General features: G+C 36.4%; 21 protein-coding genes and 1 tRNA gene. 14 read left to right on the forward strand and 8 right to left on the reverse strand.

What is annotated here, in order from left to right:
- Positions 1-315 precede the first annotated feature (315 nt).
- Positions 316-1,032, forward strand: a complete 717-nt coding sequence (locus AC06G9_RS13900; protein WP_248753340.1) for a superoxide dismutase — start codon at positions 316-318, stop codon at positions 1,030-1,032.
- An 86-nt stretch (positions 1,033-1,118) separates the two neighbouring features.
- Here AC06G9_RS13900 and AC06G9_RS13905 read toward each other — a convergent pair whose 3' ends face one another.
- Positions 1,119-1,517, reverse strand: a complete 399-nt coding sequence (locus AC06G9_RS13905) for an SRPBCC family protein (RefSeq protein ID WP_045752543.1) — start codon at positions 1,515-1,517, stop codon at positions 1,119-1,121.
- 18 nt (positions 1,518-1,535) lie between these two features.
- The gene (pyrE, locus tag AC06G9_RS13910) at positions 1,536-2,183 is read right to left on the reverse strand and encodes an orotate phosphoribosyltransferase (RefSeq protein WP_045752542.1); all 648 of its coding nucleotides are present in this window, start codon (positions 2,181-2,183) and stop codon (positions 1,536-1,538) included.
- Between the two features lie 22 nt (positions 2,184-2,205).
- Here pyrE and AC06G9_RS13915 point away from each other — a divergent pair, with 22 nt between their 5' ends.
- The 7 genes from AC06G9_RS13915 to gap all read left to right on the forward strand — a co-directional run bounded on the left by AC06G9_RS13915 (position 2,206) and on the right by gap (position 8,095).
- A complete protein-coding gene (locus AC06G9_RS13915) occupies positions 2,206-2,793 on the forward strand; it encodes an NUDIX domain-containing protein (RefSeq protein ID WP_346571155.1) in 588 nt (195 codons plus the stop codon).
- 52 nt (positions 2,794-2,845) lie between these two features.
- The gene (locus AC06G9_RS13920) at positions 2,846-3,565 is read left to right on the forward strand and encodes a 3-ketoacyl-ACP reductase (protein ID WP_480956519.1); all 720 of its coding nucleotides are present in this window, start codon (positions 2,846-2,848) and stop codon (positions 3,563-3,565) included.
- 54 nt (positions 3,566-3,619) lie between these two features.
- Positions 3,620-4,684 carry an NADH:flavin oxidoreductase/NADH oxidase gene (locus AC06G9_RS13925; protein WP_248753336.1) on the forward strand — a complete coding sequence of 355 codons (1,065 nt, stop codon included), beginning with the start codon at positions 3,620-3,622 and terminating at the stop codon, positions 4,682-4,684.
- A 6-nt stretch (positions 4,685-4,690) separates the two neighbouring features.
- Positions 4,691-5,083, forward strand: a complete 393-nt coding sequence (gene gloA2, locus AC06G9_RS13930; protein WP_045752538.1) for an SMU1112c/YaeR family gloxylase I-like metalloprotein — start codon at positions 4,691-4,693, stop codon at positions 5,081-5,083.
- A 213-nt stretch (positions 5,084-5,296) separates the two neighbouring features.
- Complete coding sequence (locus AC06G9_RS13935) at positions 5,297-6,382, forward strand: AI-2E family transporter (RefSeq protein ID WP_346575977.1); 1,086 nt, start codon at positions 5,297-5,299, stop codon at positions 6,380-6,382.
- Between the two features lie 96 nt (positions 6,383-6,478).
- Complete coding sequence (locus AC06G9_RS13940) at positions 6,479-7,087, forward strand: redoxin domain-containing protein (protein ID WP_094773439.1); 609 nt, start codon at positions 6,479-6,481, stop codon at positions 7,085-7,087.
- A gap of 9 nt (positions 7,088-7,096) precedes the next feature.
- The gene (gene gap / locus AC06G9_RS13945; RefSeq protein WP_248753334.1) at positions 7,097-8,095 is read left to right on the forward strand and encodes a type I glyceraldehyde-3-phosphate dehydrogenase; all 999 of its coding nucleotides are present in this window, start codon (positions 7,097-7,099) and stop codon (positions 8,093-8,095) included.
- An 82-nt stretch (positions 8,096-8,177) separates the two neighbouring features.
- Here the strand turns inward: gap and AC06G9_RS13950 are convergent, their stop codons facing one another.
- A complete protein-coding gene (locus AC06G9_RS13950) occupies positions 8,178-10,784 on the reverse strand; it encodes a TonB-dependent receptor domain-containing protein (RefSeq protein WP_480956520.1) in 2,607 nt (868 codons plus the stop codon).
- Positions 10,785-11,121: 337 nt separating this feature from the next.
- Between AC06G9_RS13950 and AC06G9_RS13955 the strand changes: the two genes are divergently transcribed.
- Both AC06G9_RS13955 and AC06G9_RS13960 read left to right on the forward strand, forming a co-directional pair.
- Complete coding sequence (locus tag AC06G9_RS13955; protein WP_480956521.1) at positions 11,122-12,264, forward strand: serine hydrolase domain-containing protein; 1,143 nt, start codon at positions 11,122-11,124, stop codon at positions 12,262-12,264.
- A gap of 84 nt (positions 12,265-12,348) precedes the next feature.
- On the forward strand, positions 12,349-13,185 hold the full coding sequence (locus AC06G9_RS13960; protein WP_094773443.1) for an MBL fold metallo-hydrolase: 837 nt from the start codon (positions 12,349-12,351) through the stop codon (positions 13,183-13,185).
- Between the two features lie 38 nt (positions 13,186-13,223).
- Here AC06G9_RS13960 and AC06G9_RS13965 read toward each other — a convergent pair whose 3' ends face one another.
- The 4 genes from AC06G9_RS13965 to rpe form a co-directional block, all read right to left on the reverse strand.
- Entirely contained in the window at positions 13,224-14,114 is an 891-nt protein-coding gene (locus AC06G9_RS13965; protein WP_045752532.1) for a hypothetical protein, read from the reverse strand.
- Positions 14,115-14,181: 67 nt separating this feature from the next.
- Positions 14,182-16,449, reverse strand: coding sequence for an aconitate hydratase (locus AC06G9_RS13970; protein ID WP_293925046.1), 2,268 nt, complete (start codon positions 16,447-16,449; stop codon positions 14,182-14,184).
- Between the two features lie 58 nt (positions 16,450-16,507).
- The gene (locus tag AC06G9_RS13975; protein WP_094773444.1) at positions 16,508-19,270 is read right to left on the reverse strand and encodes a bifunctional aconitate hydratase 2/2-methylisocitrate dehydratase; all 2,763 of its coding nucleotides are present in this window, start codon (positions 19,268-19,270) and stop codon (positions 16,508-16,510) included.
- Positions 19,271-19,728: 458 nt separating this feature from the next.
- On the reverse strand, positions 19,729-20,409 hold the full coding sequence (rpe, locus tag AC06G9_RS13980) for a ribulose-phosphate 3-epimerase (protein ID WP_045752529.1): 681 nt from the start codon (positions 20,407-20,409) through the stop codon (positions 19,729-19,731).
- A gap of 170 nt (positions 20,410-20,579) precedes the next feature.
- Here rpe and AC06G9_RS13985 point away from each other — a divergent pair, with 170 nt between their 5' ends.
- From AC06G9_RS13985 to AC06G9_RS13995, 3 genes are all read left to right on the forward strand, one after another.
- On the forward strand, positions 20,580-22,694 hold the full coding sequence (locus AC06G9_RS13985; RefSeq protein ID WP_094773445.1) for an HD family phosphohydrolase: 2,115 nt from the start codon (positions 20,580-20,582) through the stop codon (positions 22,692-22,694).
- Positions 22,695-22,826: 132 nt separating this feature from the next.
- Positions 22,827-22,916: transfer RNA gene (locus AC06G9_RS13990), tRNA-Ser, on the forward strand.
- A gap of 796 nt (positions 22,917-23,712) precedes the next feature.
- Positions 23,713-23,952, forward strand: coding sequence for a hypothetical protein (locus AC06G9_RS13995; RefSeq protein WP_480956522.1), 240 nt, complete (start codon positions 23,713-23,715; stop codon positions 23,950-23,952).
- A 221-nt stretch (positions 23,953-24,173) separates the two neighbouring features.
- Here AC06G9_RS13995 and AC06G9_RS14000 read toward each other — a convergent pair whose 3' ends face one another.
- Positions 24,174-24,536, reverse strand: coding sequence for a winged helix-turn-helix transcriptional regulator (locus AC06G9_RS14000; RefSeq protein WP_045756547.1), 363 nt, complete (start codon positions 24,534-24,536; stop codon positions 24,174-24,176).
- Between the two features lie 167 nt (positions 24,537-24,703).
- Here AC06G9_RS14000 and AC06G9_RS14005 point away from each other — a divergent pair, with 167 nt between their 5' ends.
- Entirely contained in the window at positions 24,704-25,162 is a 459-nt protein-coding gene (locus AC06G9_RS14005) for an NAD(P)H-dependent oxidoreductase (RefSeq protein WP_480958188.1), read from the forward strand.
- Positions 25,163-25,195: the final 33 nt, after the last annotated feature.

The raw sequence follows: 25,195 nt of genomic DNA on the forward strand, positions 1-25,195 counted from the left end.
GGCTTTATTAAACTATTGGAAACTATATACAAAAAGCCCAACATAAAAATTACCACCTTCATAATGGTGGTATCGATAACATCAACACTTTATCACAATTAGTTAATAATAAAAGTTAATACAACTTGAGCTATTATATTACAATGTAATTTTATTAACATTAATAGACGATAAACACGATATTTATATTTTATAAAATATGCAAAAAGTCATGATTAGGTAACATTCTCGTTCTCTTCCAAAATTTCCCGCAATAAAGAATAATAAAACTAAAAAAACACGTTATATTACTACTATTAACTTAATAATAAAAGAATGCAAACACGTAGAAATTTCCTTCACAACACCGCTAAGGCAACATTGGCTGTCGCTGTATCGGGCAGTGTTTTAACTAATTTAGCACAAGCCGAACCTGCACGTAATCAAGCCGCTCCTCTTTCTTTTAGTCAAATCAAATTACCGTACGCGTATTCCGATCTGGAGCCAAATATTGATGCGTTAACAATGGAAATCCATTACACAAAGCATCATGCTGCATATATCAAAGCGATCAATGAAGCGATCGTTGCAGAAAACATTTCGGAATCATCAGAAGAACAATTACTAGCAAATATTTCTAAATATTCTGCTAAGGCTCGAAATAATGCTGGGGGAGCATGGAATCACAATTTCTTTTGGGAAAATTTATCCGCAAAGCAGACGGGACCTTCTGAGAAAACAATGCAACTGATTACTTCATCTTTCGGAAGCATGGAAAAATTCAAAGAACAGTTTGCAACGGCTGCAACTTCGAGATTTGGTTCTGGATGGGCATGGTTGATCTTAGACGAATCTGGTAAATTAAAAATTACATCTACAGCCAATCAAGACAATCCATTGATGGATGTAGTAGATCAAAGAGGAATTCCTGTTTTGGCTCTTGATGTATGGGAACATGCCTATTACCTACACTATCAAAATAAAAGAGCCGACTATATCAAAAACTGGTGGAATGTTGTGAATTGGAAAATAGTACACGAAAGACTTGCATAAACATATTACTATAAACTCAAAATGTCTTCCAAATTGGAAGACATTTCTTTATAGACTGAAAATTTACAGGATAACATAGGGATAGATTATCCTAAAATCTCTTTCAATTTATTCACTTGAAAATCAGCTAATTTTTGCAATGGACCAGATGCGATCATTTTCATCATCATATTCAGATCAGCATCAATCGTAAATGTTGCTATTGTTGCATCAGCTGCTATTGCTGACAAAGTCCACTTTAATGTAACATCAAAAGGAGCTTTTTCTGCTGGCACTAACTTTATTTCTTGGTCTACGATACGTTCCTCAACTTTCAAGACCAATTTAGCCATATTTTGGATTGTAAAGCGTGCCTCATCAGCAGTGGAAGACCAATTATAAATGTTTTCAGGCATCAATTGCTCATGATTATTTAAATCTGTTAAAAAAGTAAAAACCTCTTGAACTGACTTATCAATCGTTACATTATTCTGAATCGTTGTCATAAAAATTTTCTTTATTTATTAAACTGTCGGTGACCAAGTCGATGGATTTTTTCTCCAATCTTTCAATAGCTCGACATCTTCTTCAAAAATAAAACCATTTTCTGCCGCCACTTGAATAAGGGAATTGTAATCACAAAGACTGTGGAAGGTACATTTTGCATCAGCAAAATTCTTCGTAGCCTCGTCAAGACCGTACGTAAATATAGAGACTAGACCTACTACATTACATCCTGCTTCACGCAGCGCTTTTACGGCTACCAAACTACTTTTACCTGTAGAAACTAAATCTTCAACAACAACAACACGCTGACCGCTAACAACCTCACCTTCAATCATATTTTGACGACCGTGATCTTTAGCACTACTTCTCACATAAGAAAATGGTAAACCCAAATCTTGAGCAACTAAAACACCCTGTGGGATACCTGCAGTAGCGACACCAGAAATCATATCCACAGATCCAAATTCTTCTTGAATCAACTTTGAAAGCTTCTGACGAATATACGTACGGATTGCTGGATACGATAAAGTAATACGATTATCACAATAAATTGGAGACTTCCAACCCGATGCCCAAGTAAAAGGGTTTTTAGGTTGCAATTTTATTGCTTTAATTTGCAATAAGGATTCAGCAACTTTTTGTTCAACCTCATTTAAATTATTCATGTCGCAAATTTATAAAATTTATATGAACCAATCTGTGCTAATTTTGGCAGATTTCGTTCCTACGGGCATTAAAAACCCTCAAACAATTGATGTTCAAGATATTGAACTTGAAAAACTTTTTAAATTATCTGAACAAAATGACATTCCTAGATCATTTTTATATATACACAAGGATTGTGAATCGGTTTTTCAAAAAATAAAAGAAAAACATAAAATTATAAAAGCGGCTGGCGGTTTAGTTAAAAACGGCGAAGGAGACTATTTATTCATTTTTAGACTTGGTAAATGGGACCTTCCAAAAGGTAAAGTTGAAAGCCATGAAAAAATGAGAGAAGCTGCAGTAAGAGAAGTAGAAGAAGAGTGTGGTTTAAAAATAGATTATCTCGGAAAAAAAATACAGACCTCCTATCATACGTATTATCTGAGAAATGGCGAATTTGTTTTGAAACAAACAAACTGGTATGAAATGGGGGTCAATAAAGTCCCTAAGCTAGTACCACAACTGGAAGAAGATATCACACAGGCTGAATGGCTAGATGCAAAAAACCTAAAGAAAGTGAAACAAAACACCTATCCCATTATTGCGCATATATTGGAGGACAATTTATAAAATTTTAAATTCTATTGACATTAAGCTTAACTCGAATAGCTACCTTTAAAACATGGAAAATATAGCTGGAAAAAAAGCACTGGTTACAGGTGGTGCTCGTGGATTAGGCAAAGCAACGGCCCTTGCATTGGCAAAAGAAGGGGTACATGTTGCCATCACAGGGCGCAATGAAGAGCAATTAAAATTGACGGTTAACGAATTAAAAGATCTGGGTGTAGCGGCTACATATGCTGTTTTTGATATTTCAAACTTAACCGCTGTACAGCAAGCGATTGAACAATTAAACCAATCATTTGGACAGTTTGATATTGTGATTAACAATGCTGGTATAGCTTCATTTGGTTCTTTGATGGAGATGAGCCCGGATACATGGACAGATATAATCAATACCAATGTATTGGGTAGTTACTACGTCACAAAGGCAATACTTCCACAATTAATCCAAAAAAATGAAGGAGATATTATCTTTGTTTCATCCACAGCAGGATTGAATGGAGCGCCAACGACATCTGCCTATAGTGCATCTAAATTTGCTGTTATTGGCATGGCAGATTCGCTTATGCGCGAAGTTCGTAAACACAATATTCGAGTATGCACCTTGATGCCTAGTACCATTGCATCGGATATGTCCAAAGAATTAGGTTTGACAGACGGAAATCCTGAATCGGTATTACAACCTGAAGATTTTGCAGAATTGATTATTGCAAATTTGAAATTACCAAGAAGAGCGATGTTAAAATCTGCATCTTTATGGTCCACAAATCCATCATAAAAATTAAAGGAGCGCATGCTCCTTTTTTTATTTCATTTTTAATTTCTTTCGTATATGAGTATTTTATTTTCAAAATTAGACCTCAAACATATCACACTTAAAAACAGGCTAGTGGTTTCTCCAATGTGTCAATATTCTGCTATTGATGGTTTTGCCAACAATTGGCATCTCGTACACTTGGGCCAGTTTGCGACAGGTGGCGCCGCCGCAATTATCCAAGAAGCCACAGCGGTAACTCCAGAAGGTAGAATCAGCGCTGGAGATTTGGGTATTTGGAAAGATGAACACATCGAAAAATTTAAAGAAATCACGACCTTTATCAAAGAGCATAATGCCATTCCAGGCATTCAATTAGCACATGCGGGCCGTAAAGCTAGTACGGGAAAACCTTGGGAAAATCATTATCAAATTTCACCTGAGGCAGAAAATGGATGGCAAACAGTCGCACCCTCAGCTTTAGCATTTAGACCAGAAAAAGAAGTTGCTCCCCTACCACTATCTATTGACGAAATTAAAGAGACAATCGCTGACTTTAAAATCGCTGCTCGAAGAGCTGTTCAAGCCGGTTACGATATTATCGAGATTCATGCAGCACATGGTTATCTTATACATCAATTCCTATCCCCACTGTCCAATATCAGAACAGATCAATATGGAGGTTCATTTCAAAATAGAATATTATTTTTATTGGAGATCATTGATGCAATCCAACAGGAGCTTACCTCACAATCGCTATGGGTCAGAATCTCCGCCACAGATTGGGCTGCCGATGGTTGGGACTTGGAACAATCTATCGCGCTTGCACATGAATTAAAAAAATGCGGCGTGGAAGTGATAGACGTTTCTACAGGAGGGGCGGTTGTATATCAAAAAATAAATGCTCAGCCCGATTATCAACTTCCGTTTGCCGAAGCAATAAAGAAAGAAACAGGCATCACAACAGCCACTGTCGGACTTATAAAAGAAGCCGTTCATGCTGAACAGATCCTACAAGATAATAAAGCAGATATCATCATGATAGCGCGCGCTTTTTTAAAAAACCCACATCTTCCATTTCATTTTGCAGAAGTCTTAGGAGATAAAATAGATTGGCCATCACAATATGAACGTGCTAAATAAAACAATATGCCACTAAATTTACAGCAAGTACATCACATCGCTATCATTTGTAGTGATTATGAGCGATCTAAAAAGTTCTATACAGATATATTGGGATTGACTATTATTCAGGAAGTATATCGCGAGAGTCGAAATTCTTACAAATTAGACTTGGCTTTGAATGACAGCTATATTATCGAATTGTTTTCATTTACACACCCACCTCAACGAATTTCTAAACCCGAAGCTGTAGGTTTGAGGCACCTCGCCTTTGCCGTATCGGATATTGAAAAAGAAGTTCAGTTCTTAAAAAAGTTGCAAATTGCTGTAGAACCTATTCGTATAGACGAGTGGACACATAAAAAATTTACATTTTTTGAAGATCCAGATGGATTGCCTCTGGAACTCTACGAAATTTGATTCAATTAAGCTAGCTATACTTTAAAGCTAGCTTTTTTTATTTCTTTCAAAAAATTGCTCAATAATATTTAATATATTTCCCATATAAAATAATGTTTACCGAAGCAGAGATATCGATAAATTTGTTTTATATTATATGCAATTAGGTAAAACAAATTTATCTTAGTTTAGCAAATAAAGTACTTAATATTTACTTATTCTGAGGAGCCGACCATGAAGTATAAACAAATAAACAACAATTCGATTAACCAAATCATGTTGATAACGATCATTTTATTGATATGTATATTAATTTTCACAAATTTATCCTATTATTTACCGGGCTTTTTAGGTGCAGTAACACTTTACATCTTATTTAGAAATATATACCATACACTGACAGAGAAAAAAAGATGGAACAAATCAGCAGCAAGTATTTTTCTAATCAGTCTCTCTGTCATCTTTATCGTTTTCCCGCTGTGGGGATTGATCAATTACTTAATACCGCAGCTTGAACAACTTATTGTCAATCAAAAAGACATTCTTTCGAAATTTGATTCTGTAAAAGACTACATGCACAATAAACCGGTATTAAAAAATATAGATTTATCAGATGAAGCTATTCTCAATTCGCTCCAAAGATTGGCAAAATACATCCCCAATGTGCTGAATTCGGTTGCAGAAACCGTCGTTAATATCATTGTTGCTTTATTTGTACTTTATTTCATGCAGTACTATAGTAAGGAGATGGAATCAACAATTGGGCATGCGATCCCTTTTTCACAACAAAGTAAAACTGAACTTTGGAATGAAATAAGTATGATGGTCCGTTCAAATGCAATCGGAATTCCGATTCTAGGCATCTGTCAGGGGATCGTAGCCGGTATCGGTTATTGGATTTTTGGAGTCGATAGCCCCATTTTGCTAGGCATCGTCACAGCTATTTCGACCATTATACCCGTATTGGGTACCATGACTGTATATGTCCCTACAGCGATCTACCTACTCGCAATAGGATCTACCGGCAATGCGATTGGACTTGCTCTATATGGATTTATATTAATTGGCGGTATTGATAATGTGCTTCGTTTCACCATTCTAAGAAAATTAGGCGATGTACCACCATTAATTACCGTATTTGGTGTTTTATTGGGGTTAAACCTATTCGGGATGCTCGGACTTATATTTGGACCGTTGATCATTTCTTCTGTACGTGTATTACTAAAAGTATATAACAACGAATATGGCAAAGGACAACCAGCAATTATCGAATCAACATCCTTAAAAAACTTGGACAACGATCGTAATATCATCACCTAAACGGATCTAGATATACAGTACAATGTCATTATGAGCATTTTTAAAATTTAAATTCAATATTTTTTATAGTTTTGATAGATAATTGATACCATTACCATGAATAAAAAATTAATATTAGGCATATCAGGAATTTTAACAGCATCTATGCTTTTCTCCTGCAATTCAAATAACAAAACCCAAGAAGCAACAAAAACTGAAGCTCATGACGAACATGATGGTCACGACCATAGTGCACACGATCACAGTGCTCATGAAGCAGCTCCTGCTGCCATGGCAAAAGAAGCCGCTAAAATGCTTCCAGATTTCACTTTCTATCAGTTAAAATCAGGAATTAAAGTTACAAAATCAGATGTATCAAAAGATAAAAACACCGTATTTATCTTATTTGATCCAGGATGTAGCCATTGCCAACAGGAAGCTACAGAATTGGAAAAAAATAGAGAGAGACTCAAAGATATCAATATCTATTACGTTTCCATGAATGATCCGGCATTAGTATTGGGATTTTTCGACAACTTCGCTCCAAAACTATCCAAGATGGAAAATGTTGAAATTTTAGTAGACAAGAACCAAGAGTTTATTCAAAAAATACATGTTCCAGAGCAGTTTCCAGCTAATTATGTTTATGGTGCTGATGGTCAGTTAAAGGCGCAGTGGGAAGGTGACAAAAATGTAAATGAGGCAATTGCCGAATTTCATAAATAGTAGTCAATTATGCATATTGCTATAAATGGGTTTGGACGTATTGGAAGGAATACTTTACGTAACATTTTACTTCGCGGATTAGATGATTTAAAAGTTGTTGCGATCAATGATCTTACAGATACAAAAACATTAGCTCATCTTTTCAAGTATGATTCAGTTCACGGGCCATTCTTAGGTACAGTCGATTTTGATGAGCATCACCTTATTATCAATGATCAACGGATTTTGGTAACCAATGAAAAAAATCCGCAAAATCTTCCTTGGAAGATTTTAGATATTGATGTCGTATTGGAGTCAACAGGTCATTTTACAAGTAAAGAAAAAGCAAATTTACATGTACTAGCCGGTGCCAAGAAAGTAATCATTTCAGCACCATCCTCTGATAAAGATGTACCGACAATTGTATTAGGTATTAATGATAAAGAATTTGATTTAAACGTACCTATACTCTCCAATGCATCCTGCACGACAAACAATGTTGCTCCGCTGGTCAAAATATTAGATGAAAACTGGGGTATCAAGGACGGGTATATCACGACGGTCCATTCCATGACAGGTGATCAAAATCTGCATGATGCCCCCCATCGTGATCTTCGTAGAGCACGAGCAGCATCATCTTCTATTATTCCAACCACAACTGGTGCAGCTAAGGCAATTACCAACGTTTTTACTCATTTAGAAGGAAAATTAGGTGGTGCTGGTATACGTGTCCCTGTCCTAAATGGCTCTTTGACAGATTTCACCTGTACGTTGATACATCAACCGACAGTAACAGAAATCAATGCAAAATTTAAAGAAGCTGCAGAAGGTGAATTGAAAAATGTACTCTATTACACAGAAGACCCAATAGTCTCTGTTGATATTATCAACAATCCCTATTCCTGTGTATTTGATTCACAATTAACATCTATTGTAGGCGGGCTGGTTAAAGTTGTGGGATGGTATGATAATGAATTCGGTTATTCAAACCGACTTGTAGATCTTCTTGAAAAAATCAGTAAACTTTAAAATACGTATATCACATACTATTCAATATAAAAAGGGTCTCCATGGAGGCCCTTTTAACATAAACTATAAACAAACTAAACATTTAAAATTTATACGTCAATGTGGTCATAAAACTTCTTGGTGGAATCGGGTTCACACTGTAATTTTCATGAATATAATAATTGAAAGCATTATTAACATTAGACATTTTAGCTAAAATACTCCATTTTTTATACGTATAACCAGCAGAGATATCTACGGTTGTAAAAGGACTGACAGTAATTAAGCGGTCTAGACCATCTCTCACATTGATTTTCGTATTATTCCAGCCTGCATTTCTTCTTCCTGTATAAAATGCCGATACGCCCAATTTTAATCCTTTAGCACCACCATGTTGCAAAGTATAGAAGATCGTTCCATTAGCAGTATGTGCAGTTGTACCGACCAAACGAACATCTTCCTGATTACCAGAAACCTCAGTAACCTTTGGACTACCATTGACAACAGTAGTAATTTCTGTTATAGGACTCGTCTCTGTATAACGCATATAGTTATATGAATATCCAGCTAAGATGTCCAATCCTGGCAATATAGAACCCGTTACATCAAGCTCAACACCATCCGAAGCCGTTTTACCAGAAAACTCTTTCATATTAGTATCTCCGTTACTTGTTCCATCAGGTTTAACCAACAATTGCTGTGCAAATCTATTGTTGTTGATCCGGTATACCGATGCATTCGCAGTCAAACGTCCGTTGAAAAAATCGTTTTTAATACCTGCCTCGTACTGATCTATAGTCGAAGGGCCCATTGGTCTATAATCCACATCATAGCCCGCATTGGATGTAAAGTTATTCGCGTAAGTCACATAAATACTCGAAGTTGGGATCGGTTGGAAGATCAATCCAAATTTTGGAGACCAAGCTTGATCAACTTTTGCGCCCAATTCCTTTTGGTTAGCATCCAAATTTTTAATATCTTCAGTTACATCAGTAGCATAGGTATATTTTTCAGCATAAGGCGTTCTTTGGTATGTATATCGTAAACCCGCAAGTACCTTAAATTTGTCTGTAACCTCAATTAGATCTTGTAAAAACACACCATAACGGTAGATATTAGTCGTTGTTCTGGTTAAATATTCTGCTCCTGGCATATCTGTTCTAACCCCAGTCTGCATCACTGCAGGAACTGTAACTTTAGGATTTGCTAGATTATTTTCAAAATGACTAGGAATATAAGTATATACTGTTGATGCCGGATCAAAAACATTTATATTATCGTAAACCGATCCTGGCATGATGACAGGCAATCCTTTTTGATCGTAAGTGACTGTCTTGATATTTAAAGTATTATCAATACGATATGCATAAGCCTTTGTATTGGACTGATCAGCATCAGCACCTACCAAAATTTTATGCTTAATGCCACCTGTATTTACCGTACCAGTCAAATTTAACTGCTGATTGAAAGTAAGCTCATCCGATTTTGAGCGCGTCAGATTTCGAGCAGCAATACCATTGGCAGCAGCTTGAATTCTATCTGAGCCATAATAATCACGGCCATAGCTTTGGTAACTCGCTATTGCATTTAACTTCCAGTTATCATTAAATTGATGATTCAAATTAATCTGACCATTACTCGTATTTGTTTTATTATATGCCCAAAGCGTATTTAAAAAGGTATGACGACCTACATCTTTGTTAAGCTTTCCATCCACTGATCCAATACCAAAATCAGGTGTATAATCACTTTTTAGATAGTCAAACATCAAGTTGATATCCGTACGATCATTGATTTTATATAAAATAGAAGGATTTACATATAACCTTTCAGAAGTGACATGATCCCTGAAGCTGCCAGATTTTTCATAAGTACCGATCACACGGAAAGCTAATTTATCGGATATAGGTCCATACACATCAACTGTCGGTTTATAAAAATCATAACTACCGACACGTACCGAAGCCTCTCCACCATACTCAAATTTCGGCTTTTTGGTCACTAAATTGACAACAGCACCACCGGTAACACCACCATATAGCAATGCAGCACTTCCCTTCAAAATCTCCACAGACTCCAATGTACTGGCCTCAATAGAGCCTCCATTATTGGTACGTGCCCCATTTTTAAAGATATTATTTGCACCAAGACTATAACCACGTGCATAGAAATTTTCATTAACACCACCCCTATTTGCTCCCATGGCTATTCCATTGGCATTTTTTAAGGCATCACTAAGCCGATTCACTTGCTGATCTCTGATCACCTGCTCGTTTATAATCTGAACACTCTGTGGTAGATCTTTATCAGCAATTCCAGCTTTCCCAACACTGACTGTCTGATTATTATGTGAATTATACCCGCGAACGTCCACGATATCCAATTTCGAATCGCTGCTATCCCCTACCAAGTTGATAGGTTGCGAACTACCATTGACAACTTTTATACGCTCTTCATCAATGACATTACCCAAACTTTTAACGATGATAGTATAAGATCCATCAGGTAACGAAGAAAAAGAAAATGATCCATTGCGATCAGTTGCTGTTGACTTCCCTAATTCTTTAACAGTTATCGTCGCAGCTTCAATTGGAGCCCCAGATTTATTTTTTAGTTTTCCGTGAATTCCACTGTGCTGTGCAATTCCTTCTAATTGTATCCCCCCGACTAATCCTAAGCTTAATACTAAGCCGAGAAATGACTTTTTCATAGTGTATGATAATAAGATAAATTTTATTTCGGATGCAAACTTACAATCTTTTTTTCAATCTATTTAGATTTATTTTAAATAAATATAAAATTATTTTGAAACCAAAAACAAACACACAATCACCTTAAAAACAACATGTTGATACTATTTTTCAAAACAAAATTCAAATAGACTTTTTCATCTGTTTGACAAAAGATTTTAAAAAAAAAGTGAGCAAACCAACATAAAAGAAGAAAAGAAAATACAGCTAGAGTATGCAATAAGACTACACAAAAATGCAAACTAATGCAACTATATTTATTAATTATTTATACCTTTCGATACTAATCCATAAATCATGAAAAAATTCTTATTCATTCTTATACTCGGAGCCTTCTGTTGCAGTCAAGTAAGCCGAGCTCAACCAACTGTTATTGATAAAAAAATAACCGATATCATGCAAAAATATCAGGCTATTGGCCTATCAGTTGCTGTCATAAAAAACAATAAATTAATATTTTCGAATTCCTACGGACTTAAAAACATAGAAGAGAATCAAGCCTTACAAAATGATGATATATTTAGAATAGCATCAATTTCCAAATCATTTTCGGCAACAGCCATTATGCAATTGATCGAGCAAAAGAAATGTCACCTGGATGATGATTTCAGTGATTTGATTGGATTCAAAATTAGAAACCCTAATTTTCCAAACACGAAAATTACATTACGAATGATACTTTCGCATACCTCAAGTATCAATGATAAAAATGGATACTTTGACTTAGAAGTCATCAATCCTACGCATTCAGATCAATACATAAACTCGTATAGCAACTATGAGCCAGGGACAAAATATGCATACTGCAACCTCAATTTTAATATGATTGGAGCAGTGATTGAACGTTTATCCGGACAAAGATTTGATTTATATATCAAAGAACATATCCTAGATCCTTTGCAATTGTATGCAGGTTATTGTGTTGACTCCTTAGATAAAAACAAGTTTGTCACACTTTATGAATATGACCATGATAAAAGTGGATTCCGTCCCCAAACCAGTGCCTATAATCCGCGATCATTAGAAATCAAAAATTACACATTAGGCCATTCCACTCCCGTCTTCTCTCCTACTGGAGGAATGAAAATTTCAGCCGTTGATCTAGCGAAGTATATGGGTATGCACATGAATTATGGTAAAGGATTTAATGGTCAGCAGATCATCAAAAAAAGCAGTTCAAAAATCATGCAGACCCCCATTACATCTGATGAAGGCTATGGACTAGCACTCAGGTCAACTGACCAATTAGTTCCGCATAAAACGTTGATCGGACATACAGGTTCTGCATACGGTCTTTATAGCGCTATGTTTTTTGATCCCCGAGCAAAATTTGGAATAGTAGTCATCACCAATGGTTGCCGTGTCCCCGAGTACACCGATTTCAATCCATTTTTAAAGGATTGTATCCAATTGATTTATCAAGAAATGATTGAAAATTAATCGTTATACGATCTTGTCATTGATGCCTCTATTTTACTGATCAAAACTAGTATATTCGTATAAGATACATAAAAAGAAAAAATTATGCAGTTATATACGATTGAAACTCAAAACTTCAAATTAGATGGTGGAGCTATGTTTGGTGTAGTACCTAAATCCATATGGCATAAAACAAATCCCGCCGATTCCAATAATATGTGTACTTGGACCAATCGTTTACTGTTGATAGAAGATGGCGCAAAGTTAATACTTGTTGATACAGGATTGGGCGACAAGCAATCTGAAAAATTTTTTGGACACTACTATATACACGGAGACAATAGCATAGATAAATCATTAGCAAAACATGGTTTCAATAGAGAAGATATCACGGATGTAATCTTGACACACCTGCATTTTGATCATTGTGGTGGCGCCATTGCACGTCAAGGAGATAAATTACGTCCTTCATTTACTAATGCTAATTATTGGAGCAATGCAGCACATTGGGATTGGGCGATTCATCCAAATCCAAGAGAAAAGGCTTCTTTTTTGGAGGAAAATATAATACCTATACAAGAAAGTGGTCAACTAAAATTTATTGAAAAAGAGAGCAGCCCATTTGGTCCAAATATTCAGATCAGGTATGCTCACGGACATACCGAATCCATGATGTTGCCCCAAATTCAATATAAAAATAAAACAATCTTGTATATGGCAGATTTACTTCCTTCGGTAGGACATATTCCCCTTCCCTACGTCATGAGCTATGACATAAGACCGCTCACTACCATGGAAGAAAGGAATAACTACTGGCAAGAGATAGTAGATCGAGAATACATCCTTTTCTTAGAACATGATGCGGTCAATGCTTGTTGTACTTTACAGCATACAGAAAAAGGAATAAGACTAAAAGAAAGTTTTCAGCTTTCAGATATTTAATGTAAAAAAAGCGGATGACAATCATCCGCTTTTAAAATTTAGAATTTGAAACCAAGCACCCAATAGTTCTCAAAGAACCATATCGACTGACTTGCCTTATCAATATTGTTTCTCCCCGTAGTACGGATATTATTAAGATCTGTCCACCCGGTTTTAAAACTTGTTTGCAAATACATCCACTTCAAAAAGTGATATTGCAAACCAACTTTTGCTGCAGCACCATAACCAGCAATATTCCAAAAGTTATTCTCTCCTACTCCAAATAATCGAACATCAGTTCTTGGCACTAGCAGCCCAAGTTCAGCACCTGTTTCCATTGACAAATAAGATTTCCCAGTTCTAGAAACCCAGATATCGTCATGTCTTTCCAAGGCAACAGAAGCAAAATTATATCCATCTGTATGTTCAAATTTCAGTACCGAATCCACTAAAGTAACCTGCTCACCATTGTAAGTTCCGGCCATACCACCAGTTGGAATGCCAGGTTCAGAAATTTCAGGACTGATATGTCCCTTAATTCGTACCGTCTGTGGAATATCCACCACATATTTCATATGGTCCCAGCCCAATGATATCGAATAATTATCTTTGATAAAATACCCAAAATGGAAATTGAATTGAGGGATAGAAATTGTAGCAGGGTTAATATAGGTCATCGACAATTTAGTCGGTCTATCCGATGCTTTTACATCCAATAAAGTAAAATCATATCCCGTACCCTTAAACCGAATATCACTTTTGGCATAAGATGAAAAGTTATATCCCCAGTGAAAATAAAACTTGCCTTTGTTGCTTTCCGTACGCGAATATTTCGGATTGAATATACTTTTAGCGATTGGTTTTGCAGGTAATTCACTACTATGATCTTGTGCAAATAAAGAAGAAGCAGACACTGTTAGCACACTTAAGGCCAATAAAAATTTATTCATATTGTTTGTCAATAAAAAACCCGGCACAAAAGTACCGGGTTATATTTAGATAAGCAAAATAATTACTTTATTTTACTTGATTTTTACGAATAATGTTCAAAGCACCACCCTCTTTAAACCACTCAATTTGTTGAGCATTGTAAGTGTGGTTTGCTAAAATTTGATCTTCCGTTCCGTCCGCGTGGTGAAGGACCAGAGTAAGTGGCTGTCCAGGAGTAAAAGTTGTCAATCCTAAGATGTCGATTACATCGTCCTCTTGGATCTTATCATAATCATCCTTATCAGCAAAAGTCAAACCTAACATGCCTTGTTTCTTCAAGTTCGTCTCATGGATACGAGCAAAAGATTTCACTAACACCGCACGAACGCCCAAGTGACGAGGCTCCATAGCAGCATGCTCTCGAGAAGAACCTTCTCCATAGTTTTCGTCACCAACTACGATCGATCCGATACCAGCAGCTTTATAAGCACGTTGTGTCGCAGGAACAGGACCATATTCACCAGTCAATTGATTTTTAACCGAATCTGTTTTTTCATTGAAGTAATTAACAGCGCCGATCAACATATTGTTGGAGATATTATCCAGATGACCACGGTATTTCAACCAAGGGCCAGCCATAGAAATATGGTCAGTAGTACATTTACCTTTAGCCTTAATCAATAATCTTAAACCTTTCAGGTCAGTACCTTCCCAAGCAGCAAAAGGCTCTAATAATTGCAGACGGTCAGAATTAGGATCTACATCAATTGCGACAGCAGAACCATCTTCAGCAGGAGCTTGATATCCAGCATCCTCTACTGCAAATCCTTTTTCAGGCAATTCATCACCAGTAGGAGGATCCAGCTTAACCTGCTCACCGTTAGCATTAGTCAACGTGTCTGTCAAAGGGTTGAAGCCCAAATCACCCGAAATTGCAATTGCTGCAACGATCTCAGGAGAAGCTACGAAAGCAAATGTATTCGGGTTACCATCCGCACGTTTTGCAAAATTACGGTTGAATGAGTGGACGATTGTATTTTTCTCTTGCTTTTCAGCACCTACACGATCCCACATACCAATACATGGACCGCAAGCATTTGTAAAGATGGTTGCATTCAGATCTTCGAAAGTTTTCAATAAACCGTCACGATCAGCAGTATAACGAACTTGCTCAGAACCCGGATTGATACCAAATTCTGCCTTCGTTACTAAACCTTTATCAACCGCTTGTTTAGCGATAGAAGCAGCACGTGACAAATCTTCATAAGAAGAGTTTGTACATGAACCGATCAATCCCCACTCCACTTTTGTAGGCCAACCATTTTTAGCAGCCTCTTCACGCATACGTGAAACTGGTGTGTATAGATCTGGTGTAAAAGGACCATTTAATGAAGGCTCGAGTTCAGATAAATTAATCTCAATAAGTTGATCAAAATATAATTCCGGGTTTGCGTATACTTCAGCATCGGCAGTTAAGTGTTCCTTAACAGCATTTGCCGCATCAGCAACATCAGCACGACCAGTAGCACGTAAATAACGCTCCATCGACTCATCATATCCAAATGTAGAGGTCGTTGCACCAATTTCAGCACCCATATTACAGATTGTACCTTTACCAGTACAAGACATAGATTGAGCACCCTCACCGAAATATTCTACAACAGCACCAGTACCACCTTTTACAGTTAAGATACCCGCAACTTTTAAGATCACATCTTTAGGCGAAGTCCAGCCACTTAATTTACCTGTTAATTTAACACCAATTAATTTAGGAAATTTAAGTTCCCAAGGTAGACCAGCCATGACATCACATGCATCTGCACCACCAACCCCAATAGCCAACATACCTAGACCACCAGCATTAACCGTATGTGAATCTGTACCGATCATCATACCGCCAGGGAAAGCATAGTTTTCTAAAACGACTTGGTGAATAATACCCGCTCCTGGTTTCCAGAAACCGATACCATATTTATTTGCCACAGAACCTAAAAAATTAAATACTTCTTTTGATTCTGTATTCGCTCTTTGCAAATCTACTTGAGCACCTTCTTTCGCTTGAATCAAGTGATCACAGTGTACTGTTGATGGAACAGCCGCTTGAGGACGACCCGCTTGCATAAATTGCAATAGTGCCATTTGTGCAGTCGCATCTTGCATTGCTACACGATCTGGAGCAAAATCAACATAAGATACACCTCTATCGTATGTTTCAGTTGCATTTCCATCCCATAAGTGAGTATATAAAATTTTCTCAGATAGGGTTAAAGGTTTATTAACCAAGCTACGAGCAGCGTTTACACGCTCCTCATAACGGTTATATACCTTTTTAATCATTTCTATATCAAAAGCCATATATTTCTAATTTTATGATACTTATATAAGTTATTTACTCAAACTCCAGTATTAGTTTTTACTTTGTCGAAATAGGCGAAAATTTGGTTAAGTTGATACCTTCAACAGCAGCTTTATACTCTTGCATGTTTGGAATTCTACCTAAGATAGCAGAAAGCACAACCACTGGAGTAGACGCTAATAAAGATTCACCTTTTTTACCATCTCGATCTTCAACTACACGACCTTGGAAAAGACGAGTAGAAGTAGCCATTACCGTATCACCTTTTGCTGCTTTTTCTTGGTTACCCATACATAGATTACACCCCGGACGCTCTAAATACATGATATTTTCGTACTCAGTACGTGCTGTACTTTTTGGTAAAATATCACTGAATTCAAAACCAGAATATTTCTGCAAATATTCCCAGTCGCCTTCTGCTTTCAATTCATCTATGATGTTGTAAGTAGGAGCTGCAACAACCAATGGTGCATTAAACTTAACAACACCAAGTTGTTTCTCGACGTTCTTCAGCATTTGAGAAACGATTTTTAAATCGTCTTTGTGTACCATACAAGAACCTACAAAACCTAAATCCACTTTTTTGTCACCGCCATAGTAAGAAAGCTCTCTAATAGCATCATGCGTATAACGTTTTGAAACGTCCACATTGTTGACATCAGGATCAGCAATCATCGGTTCATCAATAATATCAAGATCGATCACCACTTCAGCATAATATTTTGCATTTGCATCTGGAGTCAAAGCAGGTTTTACACCCGTTTTAATTTCCTCGATACGTTTGTTAGCTTTATCGATTAATCCTTGTAATACTTGATTTTTATTTTCCATACCCTTATCAATCATGATTTGGATACGGCTCTTAGCAATTTCTAGTGATTGAATTAACGTCTCATCTTGGGAAATACAGATAGAAGCTTTTGCTTTCATTTCTGCAGTCCAATCCGTAAATGTAAACGCCTGATCGGCAAGTAGTGTACCGATATGAACCTCGATGATTCTACCCTGGAATACATTCTCTCCACCAAATTGCTGTAACATCTGAGATTGTGTCGCATGAACCACATCACGGAAATCCATGTGCTGTTTCATACTCCCTTTAAATGTTACTTTTACAGATTCTGGAATCGGCATCGAAGCTTCACCAGTAGCTAATGCCAAGGCAACAGTTCCCGAATCAGCTCCAAAAGCTACACCTTTGGACATACGCGTATGCGAGTCGCCACCAATGATGATCGCCCACTCATCAATCGTAATATCATTTAATACCTTGTGGATAACATCGGTCATAGCATGGTATTCTCCTTTTGGATCACGCGCTGTAATCAATCCGAAGTCATTCATAAACTTCATCAATTTAGGAATATTAGCCTGCGCTTTTTTATCCCATACAGATGCCGTATGACAACCTGATTGATAAGCACCGTCTACTGTTGGAGAAATGACCTTTGCAGCCATCGCTTCTAACTCTTGAGCAGTCATTAAACCTGTTGTATCTTGAGAACCTACAATATTCACCTTAACACGAACATCAGAACCAGCATGTAATACTTTTCCTGGAGTTGTACCGACAGCATTTTTATTGAAGATTTTCTCTACAGCAGTTAAACCTTGGTTTTCAATAGAAATCTCTTTAGAAGGAGCAAATACTCTTGGAATTTCAATACCTAATACCCCAGCCGCAAATGTTTGGATTTTCTTACCAAATACAATAGCATAAGAACCACCTGCTTTGATAAACTCTCTTTTCTGAGGAGTAAGAGATTTAGAAATGTCGATTAACTCTTGATCTCCATGATATAATTTTTCAGTTTTAGTATTGATCGTAAGAACAGTACCTGTAGCAACTGAATATACTTGCTCTAAAATGGGCTCATTATTTTCGTTACGAATAACCTCACCATTTGCATCTACTTTTTTCTTCCAATTCTGAAGATCAATTCCAATACCACCTGTCACATCTACCGTAGTCAAGAAAATTGGAGAAATACCATTAGTACCTCCCACAATTGGAGCAATGTTAACAAATGGAATATAAGGACTAGCTTGTTTACCTGTCCACAATGCCACATTATTTACACCTGACATTCTAGAAGACCCCACTCCCATAGTACCTTTTTCAGCAATCAACATCACACTAGCATCTGGGTGCTGTGCCTGTAAAGCTTTAATCTGTTGTTGTGCCTCTGGAGTGATCATACATTGACCATGTAGCTCACGATCCGAGCGCGAATGCGCCTGGTTACCTGGAGATAACAGATCCGTAGAAATATCACCTTCACCAGCGATAAAAGTAACCACCTTTATTTCTTCTGGCAATTCAGGTAGTTTTGTAAAAAATTCAGCTTGAGCATAACTCTCTAGAATTTCTTTTGCAATGACGTTACCGTTAGTAAAAGCATTTTTCAGACGCGTAGTATCCGCCTCATAAAGAAAAACTTGTGTTTTAAGAACTTCAGCAGCCTGCTTCGCAATAGCTACGTCATCCCCTAACGCCAAATCCAAAAGTACTTCGATAGAAGGACCACCTTTCATATGAGATAATAACTCAAATGCAAAAGTTGGTGTAATTTCTGCGACTACCTCTTTTCCCAGAATAATTTCTTTTAAGAATATTGCTTTTACACCAGCTGCACTAGTCGTGCCAGACAGGGTATTGTAAATAAACAAGTTCAGAGAATCAGCTCTATTTTCGTTATTTAAATCTTTAATTTGAGCAATAACCTCACTTAATAATTCTGCTCCATCAATTGGTTTAGGATTTAATCCTTGACCTTTTCGTTCTACAACCTCTTGTACGTAATCGTTGTAAATACTCATAGTTTATAAATCTTTTATATGTTAAAGGCTGTTCAAAAAAATACACATTGCAGTTTTCCAATACAGCCACAAGTTTAATAAATTAAGCCAAAAAAAACATCATGCTATACAAGACACCGTGACACTAAGATTAACTTTACACTTTATTGGTTTTAAGGATCTATTTCTCGATAAAATCAATGCTGAAATGTGAGCACAAAAATACTAAAAATCAATAGTTAATAGCTATCATTACCATTTATTCACTCAATTTGGAAATATTCTAAACAAGAATTATTTTCCATAATAAAATAAAATAAAGCCCTAACATACAATTATTTGCAGACGATTTTCATCAAATAAACAGCAATTCATATCAGTATATTTTGACGCTGATATTAAATATGATCGTAGCAAAGGGTATAAAAAAGGGGAAAACCATGTCTGATTTCCCCCTTTTTTATACCCTTTTATTTTGATTAAATATTTTGTAACTGAATATCAACCGCTTTTAAGTCTGCTATAGACTGCGTTGGATCAGCAGCTGCAAAAACCGAGCTACCGGCAACCAACACATCAGCACCAGCCTGAAGCAACGCAGCAGCATTACCTACACCAACCCCACCATCGATTTCGATTAACAAGCCATCATTCACACCCGCTGCCATAGCACGCAATTGTTTTACTTTAGTATACGTATGCTGAATAAATTTTTGACCTCCAAAACCAGGATTAACAGACATTAAACAGACCAAATCTAAGTCAGCAATAACGTCTGCCAACAAAGAAACCGGAGTATGTGGATTTAATGCTACCCCCGCCTTACATCCCAACTCCTTAATCGCCGCTAAAGTACGGTGCAAATGCGTACATGCTTCGTAATGTACGGTAATCACCGCAGCTCCCGAATCCTTGCACACCTGTAAATAACGATCTGGATCTACAATCATTAAATGTACATCTAACGGTTTTGTAGCATGTTTTGCAATTGCTTGCATGACCGGAAAACCAAAAGAAATATTTGGCACAAATACGCCATCCATGATATCAATATGAAACCAATCGGCCTCACTATTGTTTACCATTATAATATCATCGTATAATTTAGCGAAATCCGCTGCCAAAACTGAAGGTGCAATAAGATGCTTTTTACTTGACATGAGTCTTTGATTTGTTTTCACAAAGATAATTAAGTCTTGCGGAAGCCTCGAATTTAAATCAAAAAAATTAAATATAGCCCCGATTGCTATGGATAAAGAACTTAATAATAGGACATTTTTAAGTACATTTGCTTGAGTAATTCTTTATTATCCAACAACAATTCAATTCCGTGAGTAGATTAAAAATTAAATATAATCGCGAATCCGACAACAATCTTAACCTCATTCGTAAGATCAGTTTAATATTGGCGACCATTATTCTTATTTGTATATTCCTTCCCAAGCAAGCACGCTTTCGTTACGAATTTCAGAAAGGAAAAGTGTGGGATCATGAAAATTTAATTTCCCCCTATAATTTTGCTATTCTTAAAACACAAGAAGAATTAAATGAGGATAAAAAAAATATCCTCAAAACCATTCAACCTATCTACGATGTCAATTCGACCATCAGTAGAGAACAGATTGATCAATTTGAAACGGATTTAGCTGAAAGATGGCAAACCAATAAATTGGATACGACCCCTCAAAAAATCCAAGACTATAGAGCAGTAGGTAATGCGATATTATCACATCTCTATGATCGTGGTATTTTATCCCTTAATAATCGATTTCAAAATCGAAATGACGACAAAAGTCCCGCTGCAAAACAGTATAATTTTACCCTGATCCAAGACAAAGTAGCCACTCAAAAAAATACAGCCGACTGTTACACCATAGAATCATCCTATGAATATGCAAATTCAGTCCTCAACAATTCGTCCAAGATCGTCTACAAAAAGTGGCTATTAGAAACCTTAAAAAACTACATTACGCTCAATTACGTCTACAACGATCAACAAACAGAACGACTAGAACAAACAGCTTTAGCCAATATTTCCTCTACTCGGGGGGTGGTACAAAAAGGCGAGCTTATAGCCGAGAAGGATAAGATTATCAGCAATGAAACCTACCAAAAGTTAGAATCACTTCGTAAGATCTACGAAGACGAAGGTAAAATATCAGGTAACCAAACCTATGTTACCTTAGGTCAGTTTTTGATTATTTCATTAGCATTATCCATCTTATTGGTATTTCTCTATCTGTTCCGAAAAGATATCTACTACAACAACCGCCTACTTTCGATTATTATGATTGTGATCATCGGGATGCTCGGTGCGTTATCGTGGGCGATTAAAATTAAGATTCCCAATTTATACTATATCCCCTTTTGCTCCGTACCGATCATCATCCGAATTCTATTTGACTCAAGAGTAGCTTTAAACATCCATCTACTCATGGTATTGCTAGCCGCTTTATTCGTTCCCAATTCATATGAATTTGTTTTTTTACAATTTATGGCCGGTATAGTTGCGATCTATAGCATCAAAACTCTAGTTAAGAGAGAGCAGTTCTTTATTTCATCTGCGATTATACTCGCCACTTACCTCATTGCCTATTTTGGTCTTCTTCTCACACGAAATGGTTCCCTGAGTACGATCAATATCATGGACGTCATACCTTTTGTTGTCAGTGTCATGATTACCTTAATGGCATATCCATTGGTATACGCATTTGAGAAACTCTTTGGCATTGTTTCGGATTTAACGCTCATGGAACTTACCAATAGTAATTCCAAACTACTACGAGAACTATCCTTTAAAGCACCAGGGACTTTCCAGCATTCGCTTCAAGTCGCTAATTTAGCGGAAGCTGCTATTTATAGAATAGGCGGAAATCCCCTACTCGTACGTGCAGGAGCATTATATCATGATATCGGAAAAATAACAAACCCACAGTTTTTTATTGAAAATCAAAAAACAGAAAAGAATCCACATGATGAGCTATCTCCAGAACAGAGTGCGCAAATTATTATTTCCCATGTCATCAAAGGAGTTGAAATAGCAAAGAGAAATCAACTTCCTGATGTGATTATCGATTTCATCAAAACACACCACGGTACCACAAAAGTCGATTACTTCTATAATTTATTTATCAAGAACAATCCGGACAAACTTGTTGACGAATCGTTGTATCAATATCCAGGGCCAATTCCTTATTCCAAAGAAACGGCAGTACTCATGATGGCCGATTCTGTAGAAGCAGCCTCTAGAGCCCTTAAAGAGCACACAGAAGAGTCGATCAATACACTAGTTGATAAGATCATTGAACACAAATTAAAATTAAATCAATTTGCAAATAGTAACATCACATTGAAGGAAATCACGGAGTCTTCAAATATTTTCAAGGCCATGTTGAAGAGTATTTATCATGTCAGGGTTGATTACGATCTCAGTAAGAAAAAATAAGTGAAATTTATTGGATGAGCAATAAATTGACATACAATCGCTTACTAAAACCTTACGATTTTTTTTTATTTTTTTTATAAAATAGACTTTGCAGAATAAAATAATTGCCTTATGTTTGCAATGTCAAAACGAGGAAGAGTGCCTGAGTGGCCGAAAGGAACAGTTTGCTAAACTGTCGTACTGGAAACGGTACCGAGGGTTCGAATCCCTCCTCTTCCGCCAAGACAAAATAGAGCCCGACTATTAAGTCGGGTTTTGTTGTTTATATACGTGGGTAAACGTAAGTTTTAACAAAAAGTATATAAACAACAAAAGTAATGAACGGAGTGAATGGCTTTATTTTGTATTGAAGCTTTCAGATCTGCCCAGCTTCTGATTGCTCTAATAATTGGATTTTCTCTTAGTTATTTTAAAAAAAAAATAAAATAGTAATATTGCCGATGTAAGTATAAATATATCGAATAAAATGTTGATTGGTATCAAACCTATGTTGATTGACGTACCTTGTTGGCCATTATTACTGCCAAATTCTAAGAATAAAAACGGAAAGCCTATTCCCTTAATTTCAGATGAATAATAACTGTAGATATTCAATCCAATAAAAATTAAAGCAGGTAATATCCAATACAATCTAGACCTTAAAAAAATCATAAAATAGAAGTAATTATACTTTAAAGACTAAAATAGATATATGACATACTACCGGTATATATTTCTATTTTTATTACTAACTCTTTATCAATATAGTAATATTTTCCGACTATCCCTCGTACTTCTACACGACCATCCTCATGTGCTGGTAAGGTAATGAAGCTGACATTTTTGCCAAAAGATTCATATGGGTTTTGATAAAAAACTAAATCCTTTGTTATTAATGTTATGATGGCTTCAGGACATCTAAATGGCACGAAATTACTGCTTGCTACTTACGTGACCATTTTCAAAATAAAACCTTCCAACATTAACAAAAAGAAGTGAATTCATAGAAGCAGATCTTTTTGCTCAAGTAGCCGAAATATTGTACGTAACTCCAGATGCAGTTGAGAATTTTAGTGAAGAAGCTGTGTTCAATATTGTAAAGACATTTAATGACAATAGTTCTTATAACGGTGCTTGGAGCTCAAACCCAACATTTTCTTTCAATCCTATAGACAAACTCATCGGAGTCTACGAAGAAAACAAAAAACTCTACGAACGCCTTCTTGAAGCCGAAAAATCGAAGGTTGAATATTTAGAAAAATTACTGAATAGCAAATAAGCTATTCTTGTGTATATTTCCATTGTACGACTCTCCGTTGCACAATGGAAATATCTTTTTAATAACAAAGCTACTTTCGGATAAAATTCTTGTCAAAAACTAGATTAAAGAACCGATTTTGGTGAATTATCTTGATCACTAATTTTTCTTAAAGTCAATTTCAATCATTTGATTTTCTAATAAAAATAGAAAAGCGAATGATTTCATACAGGCATATTAGGTTATTTACCTGTCAATTTCTTATGGCTTTCTCCCCAAGCCTCTAACTCTTTAATAACAGACTTCAACGCATATCCAATTTCTGTCATTTCATATTCTACACGTGGCGGAACTTCAGCATAAACAGTCCGGCTGATTATTTTATTCTCTTCGAGCTTACGCAGTTGCAAAGTCAACATCCGTTCAGTAATACCAGGTAGTTTCTTCTTTAGCTCTCCAAATCTAAGTTTACCACTTAACAACCAAGAACATATCACCAATGTCCATTGACCGCCAATGATATTTGAGGCGTATGCTTCCGGACATTCATCGCTCAGAGCAGCCTTATTGGAAAAGTTGGTTGAGGTTTGTTTGATTTCACTCATTACTTACATTATTTATAGTACCTAACAATTAGCTGGCAATATACAAAACTTCATGTGGAACCCTAACTTTGTCTTCAACAAATGAATAATTGAAATATGAAAACTTTAATAATTGTCGTCCATCCTCATATAACTAAGTCGGGATAAATAAGAGATGGATTGAGGAACTGCTTAAGTATCCTGAAAAATATACCGTACACCATTTACAAGAAAGTTATCCAGACGGAAATATCGATGTTTTGGCCGAACAGCGCCTAGTCGAACAGTATGATAAAATTGTTTTCCAATTTCCTTTTTACTGGTTTAACTGCCCCGCTCTGTTAAAACAGTGGTTTGATGACGTGTTGACTCATGGGTGGGCATATGGCAGTCAAAGCGGATATCGGATGCAAGGGAAGAAAATAACCATGGCGATATCTCTGGGCTTAGATGAAAACGATTTGAAGGGAACAGGAAAATACAAATACACCTTACAGGAACTCACACGACCTTTTGAGTTGACTTTTCAATATGTCAAAGTTAATTACCAACCTCCATTTGCTTTTTATGGGATAGAGCACAACATATCGGAAAGCCATCTAGCACATGGTGTCAAATCATATTTGGAGTTTCTAGATAAATTTTGACAGACCACACGCTTAAACTGCATTGTTAAATGT

The sequence above is a fragment of the Sphingobacterium sp. MAE genome, from assembly GCF_056711605.1.

Bases quoted from the DNA above. Each gene is read 5' to 3' on its own strand.
- gap (WP_248753334.1), top strand. From the start codon at position 7,097: ATGCATATTGCTATAAATGGGTTTGGACGTATTGGAAGGAATACTTTA.
- AC06G9_RS13950 (WP_480956520.1), bottom strand. From the start codon at position 10,784: ATGAAAAAGTCATTTCTCGGCTTAGTATTAAGCTTAGGATTAGTCGGG.
- AC06G9_RS14000 (WP_045756547.1), bottom strand. From the start codon at position 24,536: ATGAGTGAAATCAAACAAACCTCAACCAACTTTTCCAATAAGGCTGCT.
- AC06G9_RS13900 (WP_248753340.1), top strand. From the start codon at position 316: ATGCAAACACGTAGAAATTTCCTTCACAACACCGCTAAGGCAACATTG.
- AC06G9_RS13905 (WP_045752543.1), bottom strand. From the start codon at position 1,517: ATGACAACGATTCAGAATAATGTAACGATTGATAAGTCAGTTCAAGAG.
- AC06G9_RS13935 (WP_346575977.1), top strand. From the start codon at position 5,297: ATGAAGTATAAACAAATAAACAACAATTCGATTAACCAAATCATGTTG.
- gloA2 (WP_045752538.1), top strand. From the start codon at position 4,691: ATGCCACTAAATTTACAGCAAGTACATCACATCGCTATCATTTGTAGT.
- AC06G9_RS13975 (WP_094773444.1), bottom strand. From the start codon at position 19,270: ATGAGTATTTACAACGATTACGTACAAGAGGTTGTAGAACGAAAAGGT.
- AC06G9_RS13940 (WP_094773439.1), top strand. From the start codon at position 6,479: ATGAATAAAAAATTAATATTAGGCATATCAGGAATTTTAACAGCATCT.
- rpe (WP_045752529.1), bottom strand. From the start codon at position 20,409: ATGTCAAGTAAAAAGCATCTTATTGCACCTTCAGTTTTGGCAGCGGAT.
- AC06G9_RS13965 (WP_045752532.1), bottom strand. From the start codon at position 14,114: ATGAATAAATTTTTATTGGCCTTAAGTGTGCTAACAGTGTCTGCTTCT.
- AC06G9_RS13970 (WP_293925046.1), bottom strand. From the start codon at position 16,449: ATGGCTTTTGATATAGAAATGATTAAAAAGGTATATAACCGTTATGAG.
- pyrE (WP_045752542.1), bottom strand. From the start codon at position 2,183: ATGAATAATTTAAATGAGGTTGAACAAAAAGTTGCTGAATCCTTATTG.
- AC06G9_RS13955 (WP_480956521.1), top strand. From the start codon at position 11,122: ATGAAAAAATTCTTATTCATTCTTATACTCGGAGCCTTCTGTTGCAGT.
- AC06G9_RS13925 (WP_248753336.1), top strand. From the start codon at position 3,620: ATGAGTATTTTATTTTCAAAATTAGACCTCAAACATATCACACTTAAA.
- AC06G9_RS13915 (WP_346571155.1), top strand. From the start codon at position 2,206: ATGAACCAATCTGTGCTAATTTTGGCAGATTTCGTTCCTACGGGCATT.
- AC06G9_RS13960 (WP_094773443.1), top strand. From the start codon at position 12,349: ATGCAGTTATATACGATTGAAACTCAAAACTTCAAATTAGATGGTGGA.
- AC06G9_RS13920 (WP_480956519.1), top strand. From the start codon at position 2,846: ATGGAAAATATAGCTGGAAAAAAAGCACTGGTTACAGGTGGTGCTCGT.